Raw genomic sequence first — 22244 nt, forward strand, 5'->3', positions numbered from 1 at the left:
GTTAATAGAGCCAAACAACACTGCCTTACTAACTCCTTCTGGGCTTCGATAATCTGAAGCAACCCGCTGTCGAAACCTACATAACTCTTTGTTTACCAAGGAGTTTTCCGTTTCGACTGCGCCGGAAGTGGGGCGAATTATAGACTTCCAGAATCTGCCGTCAACCCTTAATTCAGCTTTTCTATCAATCCATCCCGACAATCACGGAATTCGTCTATATAGGAAGGAACCGTTAACTAATTGAGCAATATATTGCCCAACGCTCAACAGTTAAGCATCATAGCCAATCGGTTTCTTTCAATACGACCTCGGACGAATACCCTCAATGACCACTTCCCCGCGTAGCCTGGCTTCGACACTGTTTCCGGTCGGCCTGCTACTCATTGCCATGGCCTCTATTCAATCAGGCGCCTCACTCGCCAAAAGCATGTTCCCCATCGTGGGCGCCCAGGGCACCACCACCCTGCGCCTGATTTTCGCCAGTGTGATCATGCTGCTCCTTTTACGCCCATGGCGCGCCAAGCTGACAGCCAAGTCGTTGCAGACGGTGATCGTCTACGGGATGGCGCTGGGGGGAATGAACTTCCTCTTCTATATGTCGCTGCGCACCGTTCCGCTGGGAATTGCAGTAGCCCTCGAATTCACCGGCCCACTGGCAGTCGCCATCTACGCTTCGCGACGCGCCGTAGACTTTCTCTGGATAGCCTTGGCGATTGTCGGACTTCTGCTATTGATCCCAGTGGGCGAAGCCAGCAGCGGCATTGACCTCACAGGCGCCGCCTATGCACTCGGCGCAGGTGCGTGCTGGGCACTCTACATTCTGTTTGGCCAAAAGGCCGGCGCCGACAATGGCGTTCAGACTGCGGCCCTCGGCGTAATGATTGCAGCGTTGTTTGTTGCACCGATAGGTATCGTCCACGCGGGCGCCGCACTCCTCACACCCTCGCTGATCCCAATCGCCATTGGTGTCGCGGTTTTATCCACCGCCCTGCCCTACACCCTGGAGATGGTCGCCCTGACTCGCCTGCCAGCCCGCACGTTCGGAACCCTGATGAGTATCGAACCCGCGTTCGGCGCCCTGTCCGGGCTGTTTTTCCTTCAAGAGCACTTGTCCCTGGCGCAATGGCTGGCCATCACCTGCATTATCCTGGCCTCGGTGGGTGCAACCCTGACCATGCGTAACGAATCAAAACCACTCGTTCCAGCCGATTGATTCAGGATTTGACGTAGCTATGGCATTTGCCGCTCAATTAGGCCATGTTTAGGTCGTAACCCAGTGTCATTCATGGAGATTTTCGATAAGGACATCATGAACGCTACACTCGAGAGCGAGCAAAGCCAGCTTCGTGCACTTAAGCGAGGCGGCTATTAAGGATAGTAATGAAGCGAATTTTGATGCTGTTCATGATTGTGGCAATCGCAGGTTGTGCCGCGACCACCAAGACCGAAGTAAAACGGGGAAAGAAGGGCCTGCATATCAACTGCTCAGGCCTGTCCTCTTCCTGGGACCAGTGCTACGCCAGTGCAGCTAATTCGTGTGGCGCCAAAGGCTATAAAGTCATCGCCAAGTCGGGGGACAACGCCGAAGACCCAGGCGACTACCCGTTCGGTCTTAACCCCGCCGGCTACACAAGCCGAAGCATGATTGTCATCTGCAAGTAACTGTCGATGACCTCACAGCCTCGACAGCTGCTGGCTGAGCACCTCGTAGTTCGATGACAGGACCTGTGCCTGCACCTGCGGGTCGACCATCATCCGCGCCACCACCAGGGCGCCGATGCATTGCGACAGAATCGACCACGCCAGGGCCTCGCTGCCCAGTGTTGCTGCCCACCCCACCTGCAATCGGCAAATCCAGTCCTGCGCCTGTTGACGAACGGCCACATCAGATCGCGCAATCTCCGCCCCCAGGCTCGGCAACGCACATCCGGCTTCGGATTGCTCCACATGGGCCATGCTCAGGTAGAACTTCAAACAGCGATCCAGCCGCTCACGGCTTTGCACCCCGTCGCCATTCAATCGCTCAAGGCTGTGGCTCAATTCACGCTCGACAATCGAACTGAACAATTCATCCTTCGAAGCGAAGTGGCTATAAAACGCACCGCCACTCAAGCCAATGGCCTTCATCAAGCCATCCACCCCGACACTGGCAAAACCCTCTTTCTTCGCCAGTGCCGCACTGCTGTTCAGAAGCTTTTCCCTGGTTTGCTGCTTGTGACTAGCCGAATATCGCATCGCTTCCTCCACTGTGCTGTCAGCTTGACGCCTGCTGAATCGTAGCATAACGTTCGTTTGGCAAACGATCGTTTACTAAAGGATCTCCCATGACGAACAACAAGAAAATCGTACTGGTAGTGGGTGCCGGCGATGCCACAGGTGGTGCCATCGCCAAGCGTTTCGCCCGTGAGGGTTACGTCGCCTGCGTCACCCGGCGCAGCGCCGATAAACTGCAACCCTTGGTGGATAGCATCCACGCAGCAGGTGGCGAGGCGCATGGCTTTGCCTGCGATGCCCGCAAGGAAGAAGACGTTATCGCGCTGATCGAGCGGATTGAAACCGAGCTGGGCCCCATCGAAGCCTTCGTGTTCAACATCGGCGCCAATGTGCCGTGCAGCATCCTGGAAGAAACCGCCCGCAAGTACTTCAAGATTTGGGAGATGGCCTGTTTCTCAGGCTTCCTCAACGCGCGGGAAGTGGCCAAGCGCATGGTCACCCGTAACCGCGGCACCATCCTGTTTACCGGTGCCACGGCAGGGTTGCGTGGAGCCGCCGGCTTTGCCGCGTTCGCTGGAGCCAAACACGGGATCCGTGCACTGGCGCAAAGCATGGCTCGCGAACTGGGCCCACGGAATATCCACGTCGCCCACGTCGTCGTGGATGGCGCCATCGACACCGACTTCATCCGCGACAACTTCCCGCAAAAATACGCCCTCAAGGATCAGGACGGCATTCTCAATCCGGACCACATCGCCGATAACTATTGGTACCTGCACAGCCAGCCCCGGGACGCCTGGACCTTCGAGCTGGACCTGCGCCCCTGGAATGAACCCTGGTAAGCGCGCCCCATAACAATAAACTGCGAGTATCCAGCATGAGTAAAACAGTAGAATTTTTCTTCGACCTCGGCAGCCCTGCCACCTATCTGGCCTACACCCAACTTCCAGGCCTGTGCGCTGCAACCGGCACCCAGCTGATTTACAAGCCAATGCTGCTGGGCGGGGTGTTCAAGGCCACCGGCAATGCATCACCGGCCACCGTTCCCGCCAAAGGTCGCTACATGTTCCAGGACCTGGCACGCTACGCCCAGCGCTACCACGTTCCGCTCAAGTTCAATTCGCACTTTCCCATCAACACATTAATGCTGATGCGTGCGGTCACCGGCGTCCAAATGCGCCAGCCCGAACGCTTTCTCGACTTCATCGACTGCCTGTTCCACGCACTGTGGGTCGAAGGCCGACACATGGGAGACCTGTCTGTGGTAGCCGCAGTGCTGACCGAACACGGCTTTGATCCTGAAGCAGTCCTGGCGCTGACCAACGATGACGAAGTCAAGACAACCCTCAAGGACAACACCGAACACGCGATTCAGCGTGGCGTATTCGGTGCCCCCAGTATGTTCGTCGGCGACCAGTTGTTCTTTGGCCAGGATCGCCTGGACTTTGTGCGCGAAGCGCTGGGCTAGATCGCAGCCGTGCGCACCTGCAACCACTCCAGCGCTGCACCGCTGAGCAGCGGGCTCAGGCGCTCACGGACGTGTGCGTGGTAATCGTTGAACCACTGGCGCTCCTCCACCGTCAGCAATAACGGCTCCAGGCAACGGGTGTCGATCGGGCACAGGGTGAGTGTCTCGAACTTGAGGAACTCGCCAAACTCGGTCTTGCCCGCTTCACGGTTCAACACCAGGTTCTCGATGCGCACACCCCAACGCCCCGGACGGTAAGTGCCGGGCTCGATGGACGTAATCATGCCGGCCTGCATCGCGGTTTGCGGTGCGGCGACGGCTTGATAGGCGATCACCTGCGGGCCTTCATGCACATTGAGGAAATAGCCGACGCCATGACCGGTACCGTGGCCGTAGTCCACACCCTCGGCCCAGATCGGCGCACGGGCGATGGAATCCAGCAGCGGCGAAAGAATGCCCTTGGGGAAATGCGCGCGGGACAAGGCAATCACACCTTTGAGCACCCGCGTGCAGTCGCGCTTCTGCTCTTCGCTTGGCGTCCCGATAGGCATCATCCGCGTGATATCGGTCGTGCCACCCAGGTACTGGCCACCGGAGTCGATCAGCAGCAAGCCATCGCCTTCGATCAGCGCGTGTTCTTCTTCGGTCGCGTGATAGTGCGGCATCGCGCCATTGGCGTTGAATGCGGCAATCGTATTGAAGCTCAGCGACACATAACCCGGACGACGGGTACGCGCTGCCGTCAGGTGCTCATCAATGGTCAGTTCGGTGATGCGCTCACGGCCCAACGCGCTGTCGAGCCAGGCGAAGAATTCACACAGGGCCGCGCCATCCTGCTCCATGGCCTGGCGAATGTGCTCGGCGTCCGCCAGGCTCTTGCGCGATTTGGCCAAGGTGGTCGGGTTAAGCCCCTCGATCAGCGTGACGCCACTGCCCAGGTTTTCCAGCAAGCCGGCGGTCACCCGGGCCGGGTCGACCTGCACACTCGCGCCCGAAGGAATGTCCTTCAACGCCGCTGCGACTTCGCTGTAATCGCGCAGGGTCACGCCATCCTGTTCCAGCACCGCGCGAAGCTCGGCGTCGACTTTGCTCAGGGCCACAAACAGCGTCGCCTGCTGCTGGCCGATCAAGGCAAACGAGACAAACACCGGGTTGAACGAAACGTCGCCACCCCGCAGGTTAAACAGCCAGGCAATGTCATCCAGGGTCGCGATGAAATGCCAGTCGGCCCCCTTTTCCGTCAAGCTGGCACGCAGGGCTGCGAGCTTCTCGCCACGGCTGACGGTGGCCTGGGGTGGCAGATGTTGATAGATCGGTTGGTTCGGCAAGGTTGGACGGTCTTGCCAGACTTCATTCAACAAGTCGATATCCGTGCGCAAGCGTGCACCACGTGCCTCCAGCTTGCTGCCCAGGGTGCGCGCCGAGGCCACGGCCATGACCGCACCATCAACGGCCACCACGCCGCCTTCCGGCGTTTGCTCCGCGAGCCATTCCAGCGGCCCGGGCTGGCCGGGTTGCAGCTTGACCAACTCGATGCCACTGCCCTTGAGCTCCTTGGTCGCCTGTTCCCAATAGCGGCTGTCTGCCCATACACCGGCAAAATCCGCAGTAACAATCAGCGTGCCCACCGACCCATGGAAACCCGACAACCACTGACGGCCCTGCCAGTAACCCGGCAGGTATTCGGACAAGTGCGGGTCCGCCGACGGCACCAACAGGGCATGAATGCCCTCGCGGCTCATCAGTTCGCGGGTGTGCGCCAGGCGCTGGGGAACCGTTCCATGGGTCAAAGGCTGTGTGCTCATCGTGTCTCCTGCTAACCACTAATAATTGTTATGGGGTCAAACGGCCCAGAAAGCCGGTGCGCTGGCCAGTGCGGCCTTGATCAGCTGTACCGCCTGATCGATATCCTGCTCGGTGGTAAACCGCCCGAGGCTCAAGCGAATGGTGCGACCTGCGCTACGGGCATCATGGCCCAGCGCCAGAAGCACATGGGACGGTGCATTGCTCGCCGAATTGCAGGCCGAAGTGGCCGAGAAGGCAATGCCCGCGCTCAAGGCGGCGGAATTGAACTCGCCTTCGCTGAACGTCAGGCTCAGGGTGTGGGGAATGCGTTGGGTAAGGCTGCCATTAAGGCGCACCCCGGCAATTGTATTCAGCTGTTCCAGCAGGCGCTCGCGCAAGGCAACGATGGTCGCCTTTTCTTCAGCAAAGGACGCTGCCGCCAGGGCAAACGCGGTACCCATGCCGGCAATCTGGTGAGTTGCCAGGGTGCCCGAACGCAAACCACCTTCATGGCCACCGCCGTGAATCTGCGCCAGCACTTTCTGCTGCGCACGTGGGCCGACGTACAACGCGCCGATACCCTTGGGACCATAGAGTTTGTGTGCGGAAAATGACATGAGGTCCACTGGCCATTCGGCCAGGTCAATCTCGACCTTGCCTGCGCCCTGCGCCGCATCCACGTGAAACAGCGCGCCATGCTCGCGCACGCGTGCGCCAATCGCCCGGATATCGTTAAGAGTGCCCAGCTCGTTGTTCACCAGCATCAGCGACACCAGGAAGGTGTCCTCACGCAATGCTTCGCTCACCGCCTCGACACTGATCAAACCCTCGGCGTCCGGCACCAGGTACGTCACGGCAACCCCGGCTTCCTGCAACTGGCGAGCGGTGTCGAGCGTGGCCTTGTGTTCAATCTGGCTGGTGATGATGTGCCCGCCGGCCACGCCGCGCGCCTGGGCAACGCCCTTGATGGCGAGGTTGTTGGACTCGGTGGCACCGGAGGTCCAGACAATCTGTGCCGGCTCGGCGCCGACCAACTCAGCCACCTGGCCCCGTGCCTGCTCAACCGTTTGCCGGGCCTGTTGGCCGAACGCGTGGGAACTGGACGCAGGGTTGCCGAAGTTGGCATTGAAGCCCAGACACTCAACCATCACCTGGATGACCCGCTCATCCACCGGCGTGGTGGCGGCGTAGTCGAAATACAGCGGACGTTTATTCATGACGTTAAAGACTCGCAGAGCAGGTTCCCGAGAACAACGTCTCAGGGGCCGCAATCAGGAAGGAAGATGGTTTACCTGATCCCGTGCCGTTAAAGAAAGACCACTTTATTTAAAAGTGCGTAGGAACGCTCCTGAAATTCAGCTTAACAGGCTCCGGGAAACGGATGGCAAACAAAAAGCCCGAGGTTCCTGTGGGAAACCTCGGGCTTTTCAGACCTCGCCACTGACTCAACTGGGGCGACCGTGCAGCGTCATGCTGCGCTCGGCATTCATCTCGCCCTGACGGTCGAAACCGAAGGTGTTCTGTGGCCGGCCGGTCAGTTCGGCTTTCTTCTGTTGGTATTCATCAAATGACAGGCCTCGACGGCTCAGGGCTTCAAGCGCCAGTTCCTTGCTCTCCTCGGCCGAGTAGCCACGCAGTTCGGGCGACGAATGTGTCGCACAACCGGCAAGGACTGAGGTGACAAGCAATACGGAAATGGCGAGAAAACGGTTCATGGCGAAGGTCCTGCGAAACGGGCTGAAGTCAATGAGTACAGGCTACTCCCGCCCCTGCACGGTGAAAAATCATCAGCCGTGATAGTCGCTATCAACCTTTGCGACACTTCTGATAGTCGCGCCTTATATTCCATGTAGATCTATAAATATGGAAATACGTTCATTTACGGAATAAACACAACCCTCTATAAATGGCCTCAACACTCACGCCACTGTTCGCCTGGCAACTGTTGCCCAGGCAACAGTCATTCAACAAAACACCAGGCAGACAACACCACCATTTTCCAACACCTGGCACAGAGGCCACGCCAGTCAAGGGCTGCACAGCTTGGTACAGCTCTTGCTCAAGCCCTGCTACTGCTCTTGCCCTGAGCCACTGTTGAAAAAGGAACTGTTGATGACCCGTCCACTGAATGTCGTTGCCCTCTCCGGCGGAACCTGGCGTCCGTCCCGCACCCTGGTGTTGACCCAGGCGGTGCTGGCCGAACTGGCCGATCAATTGCCGATCCAGGCCACCCTGATCGAACTGGGCGACATTGCCCGGCCGCTGGGCGGCGCACTGTCCCGCCAGGAATTGCCCGCCGACGTCGAAGCGCAACTGCAGGCCATCGAACAGGCCGACTTGCTGATCGTTGCCGCGCCGGTGTATCGCGGCTCCTACCCCGGCCTGCTCAAGCACCTGTTCGACCTGGTCGACCTCAACGCCCTGATCAACACCCCGGTGTTGCTGGCGGCCACCGGCGGCAGCGAACGCCACGCCCTGGTACTCGATCACCAGTTGCGCCCGCTGTTCAGTTTCTTCCAGGCCCTGACCTTGCCCATTGGCGTGTACGCCACCGAGGCCGATTTCACCGATTACCACATAACCAGTGAGCCCTTGAAGGCCCGCATTCGCCTTGCTGCAGAACGCGCCGCGCCGTTGTTTGCCGCGCATCCCACCTCTCTGCTGAAAATCGCTTAAGGATTTGTCATGGATGTTTTCTGGTTTCTGCCTACACACGGTGACGGCCACTACCTGGGCACCACCCAGGGCGCTCGCCCGGTCACCGTCAACTATTTGAAACAAGTCGCCCAGGCCGCCGACAACCTCGGCTACCACGGCGTGCTGATTCCCACCGGCCGCTCCTGCGAAGACTCCTGGGTGATTGCCTCGGCGCTGGTGCCGTTGACCGAACGCCTGCGTTACCTGGTGGCGATTCGTCCGGGGATCATCTCGCCAACCGTCTCGGCCCGCATGGCCGCCACCCTCGACCGGCTGTCCAATGGCCGCCTGTTGATCAACGTGGTGACCGGCGGCGACCCCGACGAAAACCGCGGCGACGGCAGCTTCCTCGATCACAGCGAACGCTACGAAGTGACCGACGAATTCCTCAAGATCTGGCGCCGCGTGCTGCAAGGCGAATCGGTGGATTTCGAAGGCAAACACCTGCGCGTGCAGAACGCCAAGGCACTTTACCCACCGGTGCAGAAGCCATATCCACCGCTGTACTTCGGCGGTTCCTCGGACGCTGCCCACGACCTCGCCGCCGAACAAGTCGACGTGTACCTGACCTGGGGCGAACCACCGGCTGCCGTCGCCGAGAAACTCGCCGACGTGCGTGAGCGCGCCGCCCGCCACGGGCGCACCGTCAAATTCGGGATTCGCCTGCATGTGATCGTGCGTGAAACCGAAGAAGACGCCTGGAAAGCCGCGGCCAAACTGATCGAGCACATCAGCGACGAAACCATCGCCGCCGCGCAAAAATCCTTCTCGCGCTTTGACTCCGAAGGCCAGCGGCGCATGGCCGCCCTGCACGACGGGCGCCGCGACAACCTTGAGATCGCCCCCAACCTGTGGGCCGGCGTCGGCCTGGTACGTGGCGGCGCGGGCACGGCCCTGGTGGGCAACCCTCAGCAAGTCGCCGAGCGCATCAAGGAATACGCAGAGCTGGGCATCGAAAGCTTCATCTTCTCCGGCTACCCGCACCTGGAAGAGGCGTATCGCTTTGCCGAACTGGTGTTCCCGCTGCTGCCGGAACCCTACGCCAGCCTGGCCGGGCGCGGCGTCACCAACCTCACCGGGCCGTTCGGCGAAATGATTGCCAACGACGTCCTGCCGGCAAAAGCCAAGGCCTGACCTGCCGTCTGCCGGGGCACGCCCCGGCACACCATGAGGAATACCGCGTGACAGCCAAACCCAACAGCGTCCTGCCCTCACCCTTGCAGACCGCCAAACTGCTGGCCGCCGAATTTGCCCTCACTGCCGTCGAACGCGACGAGCGCGGCGGCACACCGAAGACCGAACGTGACGCCCTGCGCCAAAGCGGCTTGCTGGCCCTGAGCATTCCCACCCAATACGGCGGCCTCGGCGCCCGCTGGAGCGAAACCCTGGAGATCGTGCGCGAATTCGCCAAGGTCGACAGCTCTATCGCCCACGTCTTCGGTTTTCATCACCTGATGCTCGCCACCGTTCGCCTGTTCTCGCGCCCGGAGCAATGGCAACCCTGGTTCGAACAAACCGCGCGCAAGAACTGGTTCTGGGGCAACGCCCTCAACCCCTTGGACACGCGCACAGTGGTCAAGGCCTACAACGGCTGGCGCGAATTCTCCGGCAAGAAGAGCTTTTGCTCCGGTGCCAGCGACTCGGAAATGCTGATCGCCTCGGCGGTGGATGAAAGCGCCGGCGGCAAGCTGCTGATTGCGGCCATCCCCAGCGGGCGCAGTGGCATCACCCTGCACAATGACTGGAACAACATCGGCCAGCGTCAGACTGACAGCGGCAGCGCCAGCTTCGAACGGGTACGCGTGGAAGAGTCGGAATTGCTCCTCGATCCCGGCCCGCTGAGTACGCCCTTCGCCTGCCTGCGCCCGCTGATCGCTCAACTGACCTTCACCCATATGTTCCTCGGCATCGCCGAAGGCGCGTTTGCCGAAGCCCGGAATTACACCCTGACCGAAACCCGGCCCTGGCATAAATCCACGGTGCAGGACATTCGCCAGGACCCGTACGTGCTCAACCACTACGGCGAATTCTGGGTCGCGCTGGAAGGCGTGCGCCTGCTGGTGGAACGCGCCGCCGAACTGCTGGACCAGGCCTGGGCCAAGGGCCCGAGCCTCAGTGAAAGCGAGCGCGGCGAGCTGGCCATCGCCATCGCCACGGCCAAGGTCGCTGCCACCCGCAACGGCCTGGAGCTGTGCAGCCGCCTGTTCGAAGTCACCGGCGCGCGCTCCACCCACGCCTCGCTGCGCCTGGACCGGCACTGGCGCAACCTGCGCACGCAAACCTTGCACGACCCGGTGGACTACAAGCTCCACGAACTGGGGGACTGGGCGTTGAACCAGTCCCTGCCGATTCCCACGTTCTACTCCTAGAAGAGGTGCCCATGCAGCTTTTAACCTTACCGCCCTCGCCCGCTCTTGCGACCTCGATCCGCGCCACGGCCCAGGTCTTCGAAGACCCCAAATCCCAGGCGCTGCTGGCGCACATCCAGCAAGTCGCGCCCAGCGAAGCCAGCGTGTTGATCATCGGCGAAACCGGCACCGGTAAAGAGCTGGTGGCGCGCCATATCCACAACCTCAGCGCCCGGCGCAACCGGCCCTTCGTGGCCGTGAACTGCGGCGCGTTTTCCGAATCCCTGGTGGAAGCCGAGCTGTTCGGCCATGAAAAAGGCGCCTTCACCGGCGCCCTCAGTGCCAAGGCCGGCTGGTTCGAAGAGGCGGACGGCGGCACCTTGTTCCTCGATGAAATCGGCGACTTGCCGATGGCGATCCAGGTCAAGCTGCTACGGGTACTGCAGGAACGCGAAGTGGTGCGCCTGGGCTCACGCAAAAGCATTCCCATCGACGTGCGGGTATTGGCGGCCACCAACGTTCAGTTGGAGAAAGCCATCAATGCCGGGCATTTCCGCGAAGACCTGTACTACCGCCTAGACGTGGTCAGCCTCGAACTCAGCCCCCTGCGGGATCGGCCCGGTGACATCCTGCCACTGACCCGGCATTTCATCGAAGCCTACAGCCAGCGCCTGGGTTACGGCCCGATCACCATCAGCCGCGAGGCCGAGCAAAAGCTCAAAAGCTACAGCTGGCCGGGCAACATCCGCGAGCTGGAAAACGTGATCCACCACACCCTGCTGATCTGCCGCAACGGGGTGATCGAGCGCGACGACCTGCGCCTGTCGAACATGCGCATCGAGCGTCAGGACGACAGCCAGCACGGCACCGACAACAGCGCCGAAGCCCTGCTGGAACGCGCCTTTCAAAAGCTCTTCGAGGAACAGGCCGGGGCCCTGCATGAAAAGGTCGAGGATGCGCTGCTGCGCGCCGCCTACCGCTTCAGCCATTACAACCAGGTGCACACCGCCAACCTGCTGGGCCTGAGCCGCAACGTGACCCGTACCCGTTTGATCAAGATCGGCGAGCTGGCGGTGAACAAGCGACGCCCCGGCGAAAACGTACAGGGCGAGCGCATGCTGCACCTGTCAATTTAAGCGGCAGTGCAGAGCGTTGTCATGGCTGCGCTCGATGCTGCGCAGCACCTGGAACGAACCGAAGGTCACCGCCGTGGCCTGGTGGGCGCGTATCAGCGTCCAGAAATCTTCCTCACCGTGCTCAAAACACTTGAAGGCCGCTTCCCCCTCCTCGCGGGAGCGCCATTGCAGGTAGCTGAGCACCCGGCGTCCATCATCACTGACCTGCACGCTGGCATTGATGAAGCCGCCATGGCCCTGGGCCAGGCGCTCGCTCTGGGATGACAGGGCCGCCACCAAAGCCGATTGCTGCTGAGGCTCGATGTGGAATTCGACCATCTGGGTAAAACTCAGACTCTTCTCTAATACCCGCATGAACATTCCCCTCTCACTGTAGGCACAATCTTGCGATTCGATGCCACGCAGGGTAAAACCTCTAGTTAAGTCAAGGTCAAGGGCTTTTTCATGGTCACCAAAGAACTCACCGTCGGCCAATTGGCAGCCCGCAGTGGCGTGGCGGTTACCGCGCTGCACTTTTATGAAACCAAGGGATTGATCAAGAGCCACCGCAACGCTGGCAACCAGCGGCGCTATCCGCGGGATGTGTTGCGCCGGGTGGTGGTGATCAAGATTGCCCAGCGTTTGGGCATTCCCCTGGCGACGATCCATGACGCGCTGCAAACCTTGCCCGATGGCCGCACGCCCAACGCTGCCGATTGGGAGCGCCTGTCTGCGCTATGGCGTGAGGACCTGGACCAGCGCATCGAAAAACTGATGTTGCTGCGGGACAAACTCAACGGCTGTATTGGCTGCGGGTGCCTGTCGCTGGAGGCGTGCCCGCTGCGCAATCACGACGACGTACTGGGTGAGCGCGGGCCTGGGGCACAACTCTTGGAGCCGTCCACATAATGGCGGGGTAAAACTCGATCAATGTGGGAGCGGGCTTGCTCGCGAAAGCGGGGTGTCAGTCGCCAGATGCAGTGGCTGATCCACCGCCCTCGCGAGCAAGCCCGCTCCCACACAAGCCCGCTCCCACATTTTGATCGCCGTCAGACTTAGAATCCCGGGGCAATCTGGCCTTTATAGCGGGTCAGGATGAACTGGCGCACTTCATCGGAGTTCAACGCCTTGGCCAGTTTCTGGATGCCAGGGTCATTGATGTTGTCCGGGCGCGCGACCAGGTACTCCACGTACAGGCTCTTGCCCTTCTCGACGATCAACGCGCTGTTGGTGTCGATCCCCGCTTCCAGGGCGTAGTTGGCAAACACGAACGCCAGGTCCACCTGGCTCACCGAGCGGGCCAGCAACGCACCTTCCAGTTCACGAATTTTCAGGTGCTTGGGGTTTTCAACGATATCCCGCGGCGTGGCCAGGGTGTTGCTCGGGTCCTTGAGCTTGATCAGGCCGGCTTCGTCCAGCAGCACCAAGGCGCGGCCAGTGTTGACCGGGTCGTTGGGGATCGACACTGTCGCGCCGTCTTTCAACTCCGAGATATTTTTGATCTTGGTCGAGTACGCGCCGAAAGGCTCGATGTGCACACCGACCACCGGCACCAGGTTGGTATTCCGGGTCTTGTTGTAGTCATCCAGGAATGGCCGGTACTGGTAGTAGTTGGCGTCGATGTTCTTCAGCGCCAGTTGCTGGTTGGGCTGGATGAAATCGGTGAAGACCTTGATTTGCAGGTCCACACCTTCCTTGGCCAGCACCGGCTTTACGAACTCGAGGATCTCGGCGTGAGGCACGGGCGTGGCGCCGACGACCAGCGTCTCGTTGGCAACGGCATTGAAGGACAAGACAGCGGCCAAGATGGCCAGGGATTTTTTCATGGTTGCTCCGAAGGCATTAGTTATAGGAATCAACGGCGGCTGTAATGCGCCACCAAACGGTCACCGGTCATCTGCAGGGCCTGCACCAGCACCAACAGCAGCAACACGGTGACCACCATCACGTCGGTCTGGAAACGCTGATAGCCGTAGCGGATAGCCAGGTCGCCCAGGCCACCGCCACCGATCACCCCGGCCATGGCGGTGTAGTCCACCAGCACAATCGCGGTGACAGTGACCGCTGCCAGCAGCCCGCCCCGGGCTTCCGGCAACAACGTGTGGCGGATCACCTGCCAGGTGCTGGCGCCCATGGATTGGGTGGCCTCCACCACGCCACGGTCGACTTCGCGCAAGGCGGTTTCCACCAGCCGCGCGAAGAACGGCGTACAGCCCACCACCAACGGCGGAATGGTGCCGGCCACGCCCAGGGAGGTGCCCACCAGCAAGGTGGTCACCGGGATCAGCACAATCAGCAGGATGATGAACGGCAGCGAGCGCAGCACGTTGACCACCACCGACAGCGCCCGATACACCACCAGGGTTTCGTGCAACTGGCGCTTGCCGGTGAGGAACAACAGCACCCCCAGCGGCAACCCCAGCAGCACGGTAAAACCCAGGGCCGCGCTGAGCATGCTCAGGGTTTCCAGGCAGGCTTGGCCGATGTCGGCCCAATAGATGTTTTTAAACAGCTCGGCCATGGGTCAAGACCAATCGTGACGCGGTGGCTTGGCGCCGTTGAGCAGCCAGTTGCCCACCACGTGATACTTCCAGCGCACCGGGTCATGCAGGGTATGCACCCGTGCATTGCGCCAGTGACGGTCGAAGTTGTGCTTCTTCAGGGTGGAGCGGGTGCCGCCGAGTTCGAAGAGCTTGTTGCTGGCTTCAATGGCGATTTCAGTGGTCAGTACCTTGGCTCGCGCGACAGCCAGGGAGGCGTGGGCAACGTTGTCTTCATCGGGTGCCGGGCGCGCGGCGTCCAGGGCCTTTCCGGCCCGCTCCAGCAAGGCTTCCGCCGCTTCCAGGCGAATATCCAGCGCGCCGACCTGGATGATAGTCAGCGGGTCTTCACTGGCGTTTTCCACCCCGGCATCGATCCATGGACGGGCGAATTGCCGGACGAACTGCACCGTGTCACGCAACGCGGCACGGGCGATGCCGGCGTCGATGGCGGCGGTGGTCAATTGGGCGAAAGGCCCGGCCAGGGTCGGCGAATCGTAGGAGCGATGGGTAGGAAACAGATTGAACGCCGGCACCTTCAAGCCTTCGGCCAGCACCGTGCCGCTGGAGGTGGTGCGTTGGCCCATGCTGTCCCAGTCGTCGACCACCACCAGGCCTGCGGTGCCGCGCGGCACGAACGCCAATTGCGCATTCTGCTGTTCATCCAGCGCCAGCACCGCCAGCCAGTGGGCATACAGCGAACCGGTGCAATAACCCTTGCGACCGTTGATCACATAGCCATCGCCTTGCCGGCGAATGGTCGCCTGGATGTCCTGGACGTTCTTGCCGCCGGTTTCCGACAGCGCATTGGCAAACCGATGCCCTTCCAGCGCCAGGCCAAAAAAGTACGCCTGCTGCTCGGGCGTGCCTTGCAGGCGGATATCTTCCAGCAGGCAGTAATGGTTCTGCGGGATTTGCCCCAGCGAAGGGTCGGCCGCCGAGATAATCGCAATCACCTGGGCCAACACCGCGTAGGACACCTGGGCACCACCAAACTCGCGGGGCACGCTGATGCCCCATAGGCCGCTGTTGGAATACAGGTCGACGACCTCCGCGGGCACCTGGCGGGTGCGATCGCGCTCGGCGTCCTGCTCCAGCAACACGGCAGCGACTCGGCGGGCAACGGCCAGTGCGTGGGCCTCGTCGCGGATCAACTCGGCGTGGGGCGTGTGAATCGGGTAATCGGCAGATACAGGCAGTACAGACATACAACGCTCTCGGGCGAATGGTTTGCCAGAGGCATTGCAGCTTCTGTGCCTGAGGCGCCTGGCCTTCAAACACAAGGGTTTGCTCCCGATATACGCGCGGCAGACCGCCCTTGGCGCAGCAAACTGCCGGTTTGCTGTTGCCTGGGCAACACCTCGTCGGCTGCCCGCAAGCCACGGCGCACGTGGCCTATAGTGAAAAAGCCGTCCCTCCACTACCACCATCAAGGAGAACGATATGAGCGTTAAACCCATTCCCGAGGGCTACCACAGCATCACGCCGTACCTGGGCATCGACAAAGCCGCTGAAGCCATCGAGTTCTACAAACGAGCCTTTGGTGCCACCGAAGTCATGCGCCTGGACATGCCCGACGGCAAGATCGGCCATGCCGAACTGCGCATTGGCGATTCGGCGATCATGATGGCCTCGCCCTGTGGCGAAATGTCGTTCGGCAGTCCGGGAAAAGAACACCCCAGCGTGTGCCTGCATCTCTATGTGCAAGATGTCGACCAACAGTTCGCCCAGGCCATCAAGGCCGGCGGCACGGCGATTTCAGAACCCAAGGATCAGTTTTACGGTGACCGTTCCGGGACGCTGAAAGACCCCTTCGGGCATGTGTGGTTCCTGGCCACTCGCAAGGAGGACTTGACCGAGGCGCAAGTTCGCCAGCGGGCCGAGGCGTTGTTCAAGCAAGGATGAAGTCGCCTGGGCGACACAACCCAACGGTAGGAACTGGCTTGCCTGGGATGGCATCACCTCGGTGCGACTGATACATCGAGTTGCCTGCATCGCAGGCAAGCCAGCTCCCACCGTTGAACTGCACTGCCTGAAAGATCGGGCTTCAACACACTTCATGAACAACCCCTCCACGCTTTCCCCCTTGCCCCGGGCGCCGTGTGATTTCAGGATGCAAGCAATCATCACAAGGAGTCATTCCATGTTCGCCGGATTCCAAAAAGACCAGCGCCACGTCAACGGTGTGGACATCAGCTACCGCAAAGGCGGCGCGGGTCCCGGCCTGCTCCTGCTGCACGGGCACCCGCAGACCCACGTCATCTGGCACAAGGTCGCCGAGCAACTGGCCGAACACTTCACCGTGGTCGCCGCCGACCTGCGCGGTTATGGCGACAGCAGCAAGCCCGCCGCCATTGACCATCACACCAATTATTCAAAACGTGAAATGGCCCGCGACGGCGTCGAGCTGATGAAAGCCCTGGGCTTCGACGAGTTCTCGGTGCTGGCCCACGACCGTGGCGCCCGCGTCGCCCATCGCCTGGCCCTGGACCACCCCAAGGCCGTGCAGCGCATGGTGCTGCTGGACATCGCACCAACCCTGTCCATGTACGCCCAGACCGACGAAGCCTTTGCCCGCGCCTACTGGCACTGGTTCTTCCTGATCCGCCCGGCGCCGTTGCCCGAGAGCCTGATTGAAGGCAACCCGGAACTCTACCTGCGCAGCGTCATGGGCAGCCGCAGTGCCGGGCTCAAGCCGTTCACCGATGAAGCCTTCGCCGAATACCTGCGTTGCCTGAAACTGCCGGGCACCGCCACCGGGATCTGCGAGGACTATCGCGCCGCCGCCGGCATCGACCTTGAGCACGACCGCGCCGATATCGACAAGGGCAACCACCTGGAGTTGCCGCTGCTGGTGATGTGGGGCGCCGAAGGCACCGTCGGGCGCTGCTTCGAACCCCTCAAGGAATGGCAGAAAGTCGCGACCGACGTACGTGGCAAGGCCCTGCCGGCCGGCCACTACATCGCAGAAGAAATCCCTGAAGTGCTGCTCGGCGAAGCCCTGACCTTCCTTCGCTGAGCCTTTATGAACCGCTGACCTGACCGATCCCGCCCCGCAGGCTTGAAACAGCCTGCGACGGGATCTGCTTGCCCAAAAAACGTCTCGAGATAATAAAAATGACAATCAGAAAACTGCTGGGAACCCTGTATGTGCAGGTGATCATCGCCATTGTGCTGGGCGTGTTGATCGGCAACCACTGGCCTCAGGTGGGCATCGACCTCAAGCCGTTGGGCGACGGGTTTATCAAGCTGATCAAGATGATCATCGGCCCGATCATCTTCTGCACCGTGGTCTCCGGCATCACCAGCATGCACGACGTGAAGCAGGTGGGCCGCGTCGGCGGCAAGGCGCTGCTGTACTTTGAGATCGTCTCCAGCATCGCCCTGGTAATCGGCATCCTCGCCGCGCACCTGCTGCACCCCGGCGTGGGTTTCAATATCGACGTGAAGACCCTCGATACCTCCGCCATCGCCGGCTTTGTCGGCCAGGCCGAACACGGCGAAGGCGTCACCGGGTTCCTGATGCATGTGATCCCCACTACCTTCTTCGACGCCTTCTCCAAAGGCGAAATCCTCCCGGTACTGTTTGTGTCGGTGCTGTTTGGCCTCGGGCTGGTGATGATCGGCGAGAAGGGCCGGCCCCTGGTCGGCGTGATCAACCAGGCCAGCGAAGTGTTCTTCCGCATCGTCGGGATGATCAGCCGCGTCGCGCCGATCGGGGCCTTCGGGGCCATCGCCTTCACCATCGGCAAATACGGCCTGGGCTCGCTGCTGCCGCTGTTGAAACTGGTGGGCACGTTCTATGTCACCGCGTTTTTCTTCGTCGCCGTGGTGCTGGGCAGCATCGCCCGGTATGTGGGGTTCAGCATCTTCAAGCTGCTGACGTACATCAAGGCTGAACTGTTGATCGTGCTGGGCACCAGCTCCTCCGAATCGGCCCTGCCGCAACTGATCCAGAAACTTGAAAGCCTTGGCGCGTCCAAAGGCGTGGTGGGGATCGTGGTGCCCACCGGCTACACCTTCAACCTGGACGGCACCAACATCTATATGACCCTGGCGGTGCTGTTCCTGGCCCAGGCGACCAATATCGACCTGACGCTGGAGCAACAACTGACCCTGCTGGCGGTGGCGATGCTTACCTCAAAAGGCGCCGGTGCGGTGGTGGGCGCAGGTTTTGTCGCGCTGGCCGCCAGCCTCGCGGTGGTGCCGACGGTGCCGGTGGCGGCGATGGTGCTGATCCTGGGTGTGGACCGGTTCATGGCTGAATGCCGCTCACTGACCAACATCATCGGCAATGCCGTGGCGGCGCTGGTGGTGGCGGCGTGGGAAGGTGAACTGGATCGCGAGAAAATGGCGCCCATCGCCCTCAAGCACGGCCGCCATGCACGGGCCGCCGCCCAGGCGAAGATCGCCGCCGAGTAACCCTTAAACACCAATCCCCTGTGGCGAGGGAGCTTGCTCCCGCTGGGCTGCGCAGCGGCCCCAAGATCTTTGGGAGCGCTACGCACTCCAGCGGGAGCAAGCTCCCTTGCCACAGCAAGCGCCCTCACCACAGAAACTCCTTCGCCATACCGGTGCTATTCTGGCGGTTCATGCCGCCATGCCTGTTTCTGATGAACAACAAGAAAGATACCGTGCCCCTACCTGAAGACCTGCGGGTATTCCTGACCGTGATCCGCAAGGCCGGCTTTGCTGCGGCTGCCGACGAGCTGGGTTTGTCCCCGGCCTACGTCAGCAAGCGTATCCAGATTCTCGAAACCACCCTCGCCACCCGCCTGCTGCACCGCACCAGCCGCCGTATCGCCCTGACCGAAGACGGTGAGCGCGTGCAGCGCTGGGCCGTGCGGATTCTCGAAGACTTCCAGCAGTTGTCCGACGAGCTTTCCGACGCCCACGACAGCCCGCGCGGCCACCTGCATTTGTGCAGCAGCTTCGGTTTCGGTCGTAACCATGTGGCACCGGCCTTGTCGCTATTGGCCGAACAATACCCGGACCTGGAGATTCGCCTGGACCTGTTCGACCGGGTGGTGGATATCGTCAGCGAGGGTTTCGACCTGGAGATTCGCGTGGGCGACGACATCCCCGGGCAACACATCGGTCGCCGGCTGGTGAGTAACCGGCGGGTGCTGTGTGCGGCGCCCGCCTACCTCGAACGCCGTGGTGTGCCGCAGCACTTGAGCGACCTGGAACAGCACGACTGCCTGGTGCTCAAGGAGCGCGACAACGCGTTTGGCATCTGGCACCTGGAGCGCGATGGCGTGCAGGAAAGCGTGCGCGTGCGCGGGCCGTTGTCGTCGAATAACGGCGAGATCGTCTTGCAATGGGCCCTGGACGGGCGCGGCGTGTTGCTGCGTTCGATGTGGGATGTGAAGCCGCTGCTGGAGCAAGGGAAACTGGTGCAGGTGCTGCACGACTACACCCAGAGCGCCAACGTGTGGGCGGTGTACCCGACGCGGCTGGCCTACTCCGGGAAGTTGCGGGCGTGTGTGGAGTTTTTGCAGGAGCACTTCAAGGGGTTGTCGATTTAGCGTGCCGGGTTTGAGTACATATCCGTTGCTGCGGTAACGGCCGCTGACGGTTCTGCTCTTACAGCGGCCTACCGGCCGGCTTGAGTGTTGTAGAGGAAAAAGCCAAATCAAAAGCGGGCACGGTCCAAATATGGGAGCGGGCTTGCTCGCGAAGATCGTTAACGATGATGCTGGCATTCTGGATGAACGCGGCGCTCTCAGGTTTTTCGCGAGCAAGCCCGCGCCCACAGAAAAGCAGATCTGTNNAAGCCGGCCGGGAGGCCGCTGGGCTCTTGATTTTGATCTGACTGCCCCATTCAGCCCGAGGCCGAACGCAGGCAGTGCGGAGCAGCCAACCTGCAACTACAGCCCCATCACCCGAGCCAGGGATTGGCCGCCAAATGCTCACGCTCAAACGCCTTGATCTGCTCACTGCGCTGCAACGTCGTGCCAATAGCATCCAACCCCAACAACAACGCAGTCTTGCGCAACGTATCGATCTGGAACGCAATCACCTGCCCGTCCGCCAAAAGGATCTCCTGCGCCTCCAGGTCCACACTGATCTGCGCCTGCTCAGGCTGACTCACCATCTGCCCCAACCGCTGCAACACCGCCTCCTCCAGCGTGATCAACAACACCCCGTTACGCTGGCAGTTGTCATAGAAAATCCCCGCAAAGCTGCTGCCGATCAACGCGCGAATGCCCATCTGCTTCAGGCCCCACACCGCATGCTCCCGGCTGGACCCACAGCCGAAGTTCGGCCCCACTACCATAAAGCTCGCGCCCTGCCAGGCCGGCTGGTTCAGCACAAATTGCGGGTCAGGCTCACCCGAGGGCAAAAAGCGCAAATCAAAGAACAACCCGCGATCCAGCCCGTTGCGGTCGATGCCCTTGAGAAACTGCTTGGGCATGATCACGTCGGTGTCGATATTGGCCGCCAGCATCGGCGCCGCCTTGCCGGTGATCCGAGTGAAGGGTTGCAAGCTCATGTGCGGTCTCCAAAGTGGCGAATATCCGTCAGCCGGCCAGTGATGGCCGCAGCGGCGACCATGGCCGGGCTCATCAGGTGCGTGCGGGCACCCGCGCCCTGGCGGCCTTCGAAATTGCGGTTGGTGCTGGAGGCGCAGCGGTCGCCCGGCTCCAGCACGTCGTCGTTCATCGCCAGGCACATCGAGCAGCCCGACTGGCGCCATTCAAACCCGGCGTCGATAAAGATCGCGGCAAGGCCTTCGGCTTCGGCCTGGTCACGCACTTCGGTGGAGCCCGGAACGATCATCGCCCGCACATGGTCGGCCACGTGCTTGCCGCGCACCACGCTGGCGGCGTCGCGCAGGTCTTCGATGCGGGCGTTGGTGCAGGAGCCGATAAACGCGTGGCTGATCACAATGTCGCTCAACGGCATGCCCGCTTCCAGGCCCATGTAGTTCAAGGCACGGCGCATGTCCTGGCGCAGGATCAGGTCGCTGATGTCTTGCGGGTCCGGCACGCGGGCACCGATGGGCGCGGCCTGGTCGGGGCTGGTGCCCCAGGTGACCATCGGTTCAAGGGCGCTGGCATCCAGCTGCACTTCGAGGTCGAACACCGCGTCGGCATCCGAGTGCAGTTGGCGCCAGCCCACCAGGGCGCGTTCCCACAACTCGCCCTTCGGCGCGCGTGGCTTGCCCTTGAGGTAGGCGAAGACCTTTTCGTCCGGCGCCATGAAGGCTCCACGTGCACCGGCTTCCACCGCCATGTTGCAGATGGTCATGCGCGCCTCGACGCTCAGGGCATCGATGGTCGACCCACAAAACTCAATGGCGTAGCCGGTGGCACCCGAGGCACCGATCTTGCCGATCAGCGCCATGATCACGTCCTTGGAGGTCAGCCCACGGGCCAGTTCGCCGTCCACGGTCACACGCAGGCTTTTCAGACGCTTGTAGACCAGGGTTTGCGAGGCCAGCAAATGCTCGATTTCCGAAGTGCCAATGCCAAAGCCGAACGCGCCCAAGGCCCCGTAGGTGGTGGTGTGGCTGTCGCCGGCGGCGATCACCATGCCCGGCAGGATAAAACCCTGCTCCGGGGCGATCACGTGTTCGATGCCCTGGCGCTTGTCGAGGATATCCAACAGCTCGATCCCGAAATCCCGGCAGTTTTCCGCCAGGTACGACACCTGGCGCGCGCCGCCCGCATCCGGCATGGTCGCGATGCGCTTGGGCGTGGTGGGGTTCACATGGTCGACCACCGCAAACGCCGTACCGGGCCGCCACACACCACGGCCCGCCTCGCGCAAGCCGCTGAAAGCTTGCGGGCTGGTGTATTCATTGATCACCTGGCGGTCGATGTACAGCAGCACATGGCCCTGGTCATCCAGGCGGCACACCGTGTGGGAATCGATGTGTTTGTCGTAGAGGGTTCTGGCAGAAGTCATTATGGGGCTCGCTCAACGGTATGACCCCATCATAGGCAGCGCCCCCGCCCCATCAATCCCGCCTTGGTGATGGCTCGGAACATGTTTCGTGTTGCATGAATGCGTATCTGAAACATTTACTTTCATATCCGCCTTAGGGTTTTGTGTTTCTCATCCGTCTTAA

At 61.3% G+C, this 22244-nt stretch carries 23 protein-coding genes; 13 read left to right on the plus strand and 10 right to left on the minus strand.

Annotated features, from left to right (window positions below):
* Positions 1–325 precede the first annotated feature (325 nt).
* Together rhtA and HYE77_RS23610 are read left to right on the plus strand one after the other, a co-directional pair.
* The gene (gene rhtA / locus HYE77_RS23605) at positions 326–1213 is read left to right on the plus strand and encodes a threonine/homoserine exporter RhtA (protein ID WP_003210146.1); all 888 of its coding nucleotides are present in this window, start codon (positions 326–328) and stop codon (positions 1211–1213) included.
* Positions 1214–1380: 167 nt separating this feature from the next.
* Positions 1381–1662 carry a hypothetical protein gene (locus HYE77_RS23610; RefSeq protein WP_003210144.1) on the plus strand — a complete coding sequence of 94 codons (282 nt, stop codon included), beginning with the start codon at positions 1381–1383 and terminating at the stop codon, positions 1660–1662.
* Between the two features lie 12 nt (positions 1663–1674).
* Here HYE77_RS23610 and HYE77_RS23615 read toward each other — a convergent pair whose 3' ends face one another.
* Positions 1675–2235 (minus strand): TetR/AcrR family transcriptional regulator, encoded by a 561-nt coding sequence (locus tag HYE77_RS23615; RefSeq protein WP_008430866.1) that lies wholly within the window; start codon positions 2233–2235, stop codon positions 1675–1677.
* 89 nt (positions 2236–2324) lie between these two features.
* Between HYE77_RS23615 and HYE77_RS23620 the strand changes: the two genes are divergently transcribed.
* Positions 2325–3056: an SDR family oxidoreductase gene (locus HYE77_RS23620; RefSeq protein WP_003210139.1), complete on the plus strand. Its 732-nt coding sequence runs from the start codon at positions 2325–2327 to the stop codon at positions 3054–3056.
* 35 nt (positions 3057–3091) lie between these two features.
* On the plus strand, positions 3092–3682 hold the full coding sequence (locus tag HYE77_RS23625) for a 2-hydroxychromene-2-carboxylate isomerase (protein ID WP_177028803.1): 591 nt from the start codon (positions 3092–3094) through the stop codon (positions 3680–3682).
* On the opposite strand, the gene HYE77_RS23630 is transcribed toward HYE77_RS23625, so the two are convergent.
* The 3 genes from HYE77_RS23630 to HYE77_RS23640 all read right to left on the minus strand — a co-directional run bounded on the left by HYE77_RS23630 (position 3679) and on the right by HYE77_RS23640 (position 7182).
* On the minus strand, positions 3679–5487 hold the full coding sequence (locus HYE77_RS23630) for an aminopeptidase P family protein (RefSeq protein WP_177069474.1): 1809 nt from the start codon (positions 5485–5487) through the stop codon (positions 3679–3681). The genes HYE77_RS23625 and HYE77_RS23630 overlap by 4 nt on opposite strands.
* A 36-nt stretch (positions 5488–5523) precedes the next feature.
* Entirely contained in the window at positions 5524–6684 is a 1161-nt protein-coding gene (locus tag HYE77_RS23635) for a cysteine desulfurase family protein (RefSeq protein ID WP_087695274.1), read from the minus strand.
* A 228-nt stretch (positions 6685–6912) separates the two neighbouring features.
* Positions 6913–7182 carry a hypothetical protein gene (locus tag HYE77_RS23640; RefSeq protein ID WP_003210133.1) on the minus strand — a complete coding sequence of 90 codons (270 nt, stop codon included), beginning with the start codon at positions 7180–7182 and terminating at the stop codon, positions 6913–6915.
* Between the two features lie 397 nt (positions 7183–7579).
* Between HYE77_RS23640 and msuE the strand changes: the two genes are divergently transcribed.
* The 4 genes from msuE to HYE77_RS23660 are packed head-to-tail and all read left to right on the plus strand — an operon-like array spanning position 7580 to position 11648.
* Entirely contained in the window at positions 7580–8143 is a 564-nt protein-coding gene (gene msuE, locus HYE77_RS23645; RefSeq protein WP_003210131.1) for an FMN reductase, read from the plus strand.
* A 9-nt stretch (positions 8144–8152) separates the two neighbouring features.
* Positions 8153–9298, plus strand: a complete 1146-nt coding sequence (gene ssuD / locus HYE77_RS23650; RefSeq protein WP_177069475.1) for an FMNH2-dependent alkanesulfonate monooxygenase — start codon at positions 8153–8155, stop codon at positions 9296–9298.
* 47 nt (positions 9299–9345) lie between these two features.
* Entirely contained in the window at positions 9346–10533 is a 1188-nt protein-coding gene (locus HYE77_RS23655) for an acyl-CoA dehydrogenase family protein (RefSeq protein WP_003210129.1), read from the plus strand.
* Between the two features lie 11 nt (positions 10534–10544).
* Entirely contained in the window at positions 10545–11648 is a 1104-nt protein-coding gene (locus HYE77_RS23660; protein WP_003210127.1) for a sigma-54-dependent Fis family transcriptional regulator, read from the plus strand.
* Here HYE77_RS23660 and HYE77_RS23665 read toward each other — a convergent pair.
* On the minus strand, positions 11640–12008 hold the full coding sequence (locus HYE77_RS23665; RefSeq protein WP_371321566.1) for an antibiotic biosynthesis monooxygenase: 369 nt from the start codon (positions 12006–12008) through the stop codon (positions 11640–11642). The genes HYE77_RS23660 and HYE77_RS23665 overlap by 9 nt on opposite strands.
* Positions 12009–12092: 84 nt before the next feature.
* Here HYE77_RS23665 and soxR point away from each other — a divergent pair, with 84 nt between their 5' ends.
* Positions 12093–12536: a redox-sensitive transcriptional activator SoxR gene (gene soxR, locus HYE77_RS23670; RefSeq protein ID WP_008430848.1), complete on the plus strand. Its 444-nt coding sequence runs from the start codon at positions 12093–12095 to the stop codon at positions 12534–12536.
* A 146-nt stretch (positions 12537–12682) separates the two neighbouring features.
* Here soxR and HYE77_RS23675 read toward each other — a convergent pair whose 3' ends face one another.
* From HYE77_RS23675 to HYE77_RS23685, 3 genes are read right to left on the minus strand one after another with little or no spacing between them, the layout of a single operon-like run.
* Positions 12683–13453 carry a MetQ/NlpA family ABC transporter substrate-binding protein gene (locus HYE77_RS23675; protein ID WP_102369600.1) on the minus strand — a complete coding sequence of 257 codons (771 nt, stop codon included), beginning with the start codon at positions 13451–13453 and terminating at the stop codon, positions 12683–12685.
* Positions 13454–13482: 29 nt separating this feature from the next.
* A complete protein-coding gene (locus HYE77_RS23680) occupies positions 13483–14148 on the minus strand; it encodes a methionine ABC transporter permease (protein WP_008430846.1) in 666 nt (221 codons plus the stop codon).
* A 3-nt stretch (positions 14149–14151) separates the two neighbouring features.
* Entirely contained in the window at positions 14152–15375 is a 1224-nt protein-coding gene (locus tag HYE77_RS23685; protein ID WP_087695269.1) for an SfnB family sulfur acquisition oxidoreductase, read from the minus strand.
* Between the two features lie 235 nt (positions 15376–15610).
* On the opposite strand from HYE77_RS23685, the gene HYE77_RS23690 reads away from it, so the two are divergent.
* The 4 genes from HYE77_RS23690 (at position 15611) to HYE77_RS23705 (ending at position 19695) form a co-directional block, all read left to right on the plus strand.
* Positions 15611–16072 (plus strand): VOC family protein, encoded by a 462-nt coding sequence (locus HYE77_RS23690; protein WP_003210114.1) that lies wholly within the window; start codon positions 15611–15613, stop codon positions 16070–16072.
* Positions 16073–16310: 238 nt separating this feature from the next.
* Positions 16311–17186 carry an alpha/beta fold hydrolase gene (locus HYE77_RS23695; RefSeq protein WP_177069477.1) on the plus strand — a complete coding sequence of 292 codons (876 nt, stop codon included), beginning with the start codon at positions 16311–16313 and terminating at the stop codon, positions 17184–17186.
* Between the two features lie 98 nt (positions 17187–17284).
* Positions 17285–18589: a C4-dicarboxylate transporter DctA gene (gene dctA, locus HYE77_RS23700; RefSeq protein WP_003207293.1), complete on the plus strand. Its 1305-nt coding sequence runs from the start codon at positions 17285–17287 to the stop codon at positions 18587–18589.
* 191 nt (positions 18590–18780) lie between these two features.
* On the plus strand, positions 18781–19695 hold the full coding sequence (locus HYE77_RS23705; protein ID WP_177047776.1) for a LysR substrate-binding domain-containing protein: 915 nt from the start codon (positions 18781–18783) through the stop codon (positions 19693–19695).
* 353 nt (positions 19696–20048) lie between these two features.
* On the opposite strand, the gene leuD is transcribed toward HYE77_RS23705, so the two are convergent.
* Positions 20049–20663, minus strand: a complete 615-nt coding sequence (gene leuD, locus HYE77_RS23710; RefSeq protein ID WP_003208984.1) for a 3-isopropylmalate dehydratase small subunit — start codon at positions 20661–20663, stop codon at positions 20049–20051.
* A complete protein-coding gene (leuC, locus tag HYE77_RS23715; protein WP_177069478.1) occupies positions 20660–22081 on the minus strand; it encodes a 3-isopropylmalate dehydratase large subunit in 1422 nt (473 codons plus the stop codon). Before leuC ends, leuD begins: the two co-directional genes overlap by 4 nt.
* Positions 22082–22244 lie beyond the last annotated feature (163 nt).

This window comes from Pseudomonas sp. IPO3774, assembly GCF_013386835.1.
In the GTDB taxonomy this organism is placed as follows: domain Bacteria; phylum Pseudomonadota; class Gammaproteobacteria; order Pseudomonadales; family Pseudomonadaceae; genus Aquipseudomonas.

Excerpts from the sequence above, each read along its gene's own strand:
- HYE77_RS23610 (WP_003210144.1), top strand. The coding sequence starts at position 1,381 with ATGAAGCGAATTTTGATGCTGTTCATGATTGTGGCAATCGCAGGTTGT.
- rhtA (WP_003210146.1), top strand. The coding sequence starts at position 326 with ATGACCACTTCCCCGCGTAGCCTGGCTTCGACACTGTTTCCGGTCGGC.
- HYE77_RS23690 (WP_003210114.1), top strand. The coding sequence starts at position 15,611 with ATGAGCGTTAAACCCATTCCCGAGGGCTACCACAGCATCACGCCGTAC.
- HYE77_RS23675 (WP_102369600.1), bottom strand. The coding sequence starts at position 13,453 with ATGAAAAAATCCCTGGCCATCTTGGCCGCTGTCTTGTCCTTCAATGCC.
- HYE77_RS23695 (WP_177069477.1), top strand. The coding sequence starts at position 16,311 with ATGTTCGCCGGATTCCAAAAAGACCAGCGCCACGTCAACGGTGTGGAC.
- HYE77_RS23635 (WP_087695274.1), bottom strand. The coding sequence starts at position 6,684 with ATGAATAAACGTCCGCTGTATTTCGACTACGCCGCCACCACGCCGGTG.
- HYE77_RS23680 (WP_008430846.1), bottom strand. The coding sequence starts at position 14,148 with ATGGCCGAGCTGTTTAAAAACATCTATTGGGCCGACATCGGCCAAGCC.
- HYE77_RS23665 (WP_371321566.1), bottom strand. The coding sequence starts at position 12,008 with ATGTTCATGCGGGTATTAGAGAAGAGTCTGAGTTTTACCCAGATGGTC.
- HYE77_RS23625 (WP_177028803.1), top strand. The coding sequence starts at position 3,092 with ATGAGTAAAACAGTAGAATTTTTCTTCGACCTCGGCAGCCCTGCCACC.
- msuE (WP_003210131.1), top strand. The coding sequence starts at position 7,580 with ATGACCCGTCCACTGAATGTCGTTGCCCTCTCCGGCGGAACCTGGCGT.
- dctA (WP_003207293.1), top strand. The coding sequence starts at position 17,285 with ATGACAATCAGAAAACTGCTGGGAACCCTGTATGTGCAGGTGATCATC.
- HYE77_RS23640 (WP_003210133.1), bottom strand. The coding sequence starts at position 7,182 with ATGAACCGTTTTCTCGCCATTTCCGTATTGCTTGTCACCTCAGTCCTT.
- HYE77_RS23620 (WP_003210139.1), top strand. The coding sequence starts at position 2,325 with ATGACGAACAACAAGAAAATCGTACTGGTAGTGGGTGCCGGCGATGCC.
- HYE77_RS23705 (WP_177047776.1), top strand. The coding sequence starts at position 18,781 with ATGAACAACAAGAAAGATACCGTGCCCCTACCTGAAGACCTGCGGGTA.
- leuC (WP_177069478.1), bottom strand. The coding sequence starts at position 22,081 with ATGACTTCTGCCAGAACCCTCTACGACAAACACATCGATTCCCACACG.
- HYE77_RS23615 (WP_008430866.1), bottom strand. The coding sequence starts at position 2,235 with ATGCGATATTCGGCTAGTCACAAGCAGCAAACCAGGGAAAAGCTTCTG.
- HYE77_RS23660 (WP_003210127.1), top strand. The coding sequence starts at position 10,545 with ATGCAGCTTTTAACCTTACCGCCCTCGCCCGCTCTTGCGACCTCGATC.
- HYE77_RS23630 (WP_177069474.1), bottom strand. The coding sequence starts at position 5,487 with ATGAGCACACAGCCTTTGACCCATGGAACGGTTCCCCAGCGCCTGGCG.
- HYE77_RS23685 (WP_087695269.1), bottom strand. The coding sequence starts at position 15,375 with ATGTCTGTACTGCCTGTATCTGCCGATTACCCGATTCACACGCCCCAC.
- leuD (WP_003208984.1), bottom strand. The coding sequence starts at position 20,663 with ATGAGCTTGCAACCCTTCACTCGGATCACCGGCAAGGCGGCGCCGATG.
- ssuD (WP_177069475.1), top strand. The coding sequence starts at position 8,153 with ATGGATGTTTTCTGGTTTCTGCCTACACACGGTGACGGCCACTACCTG.
- soxR (WP_008430848.1), top strand. The coding sequence starts at position 12,093 with ATGGTCACCAAAGAACTCACCGTCGGCCAATTGGCAGCCCGCAGTGGC.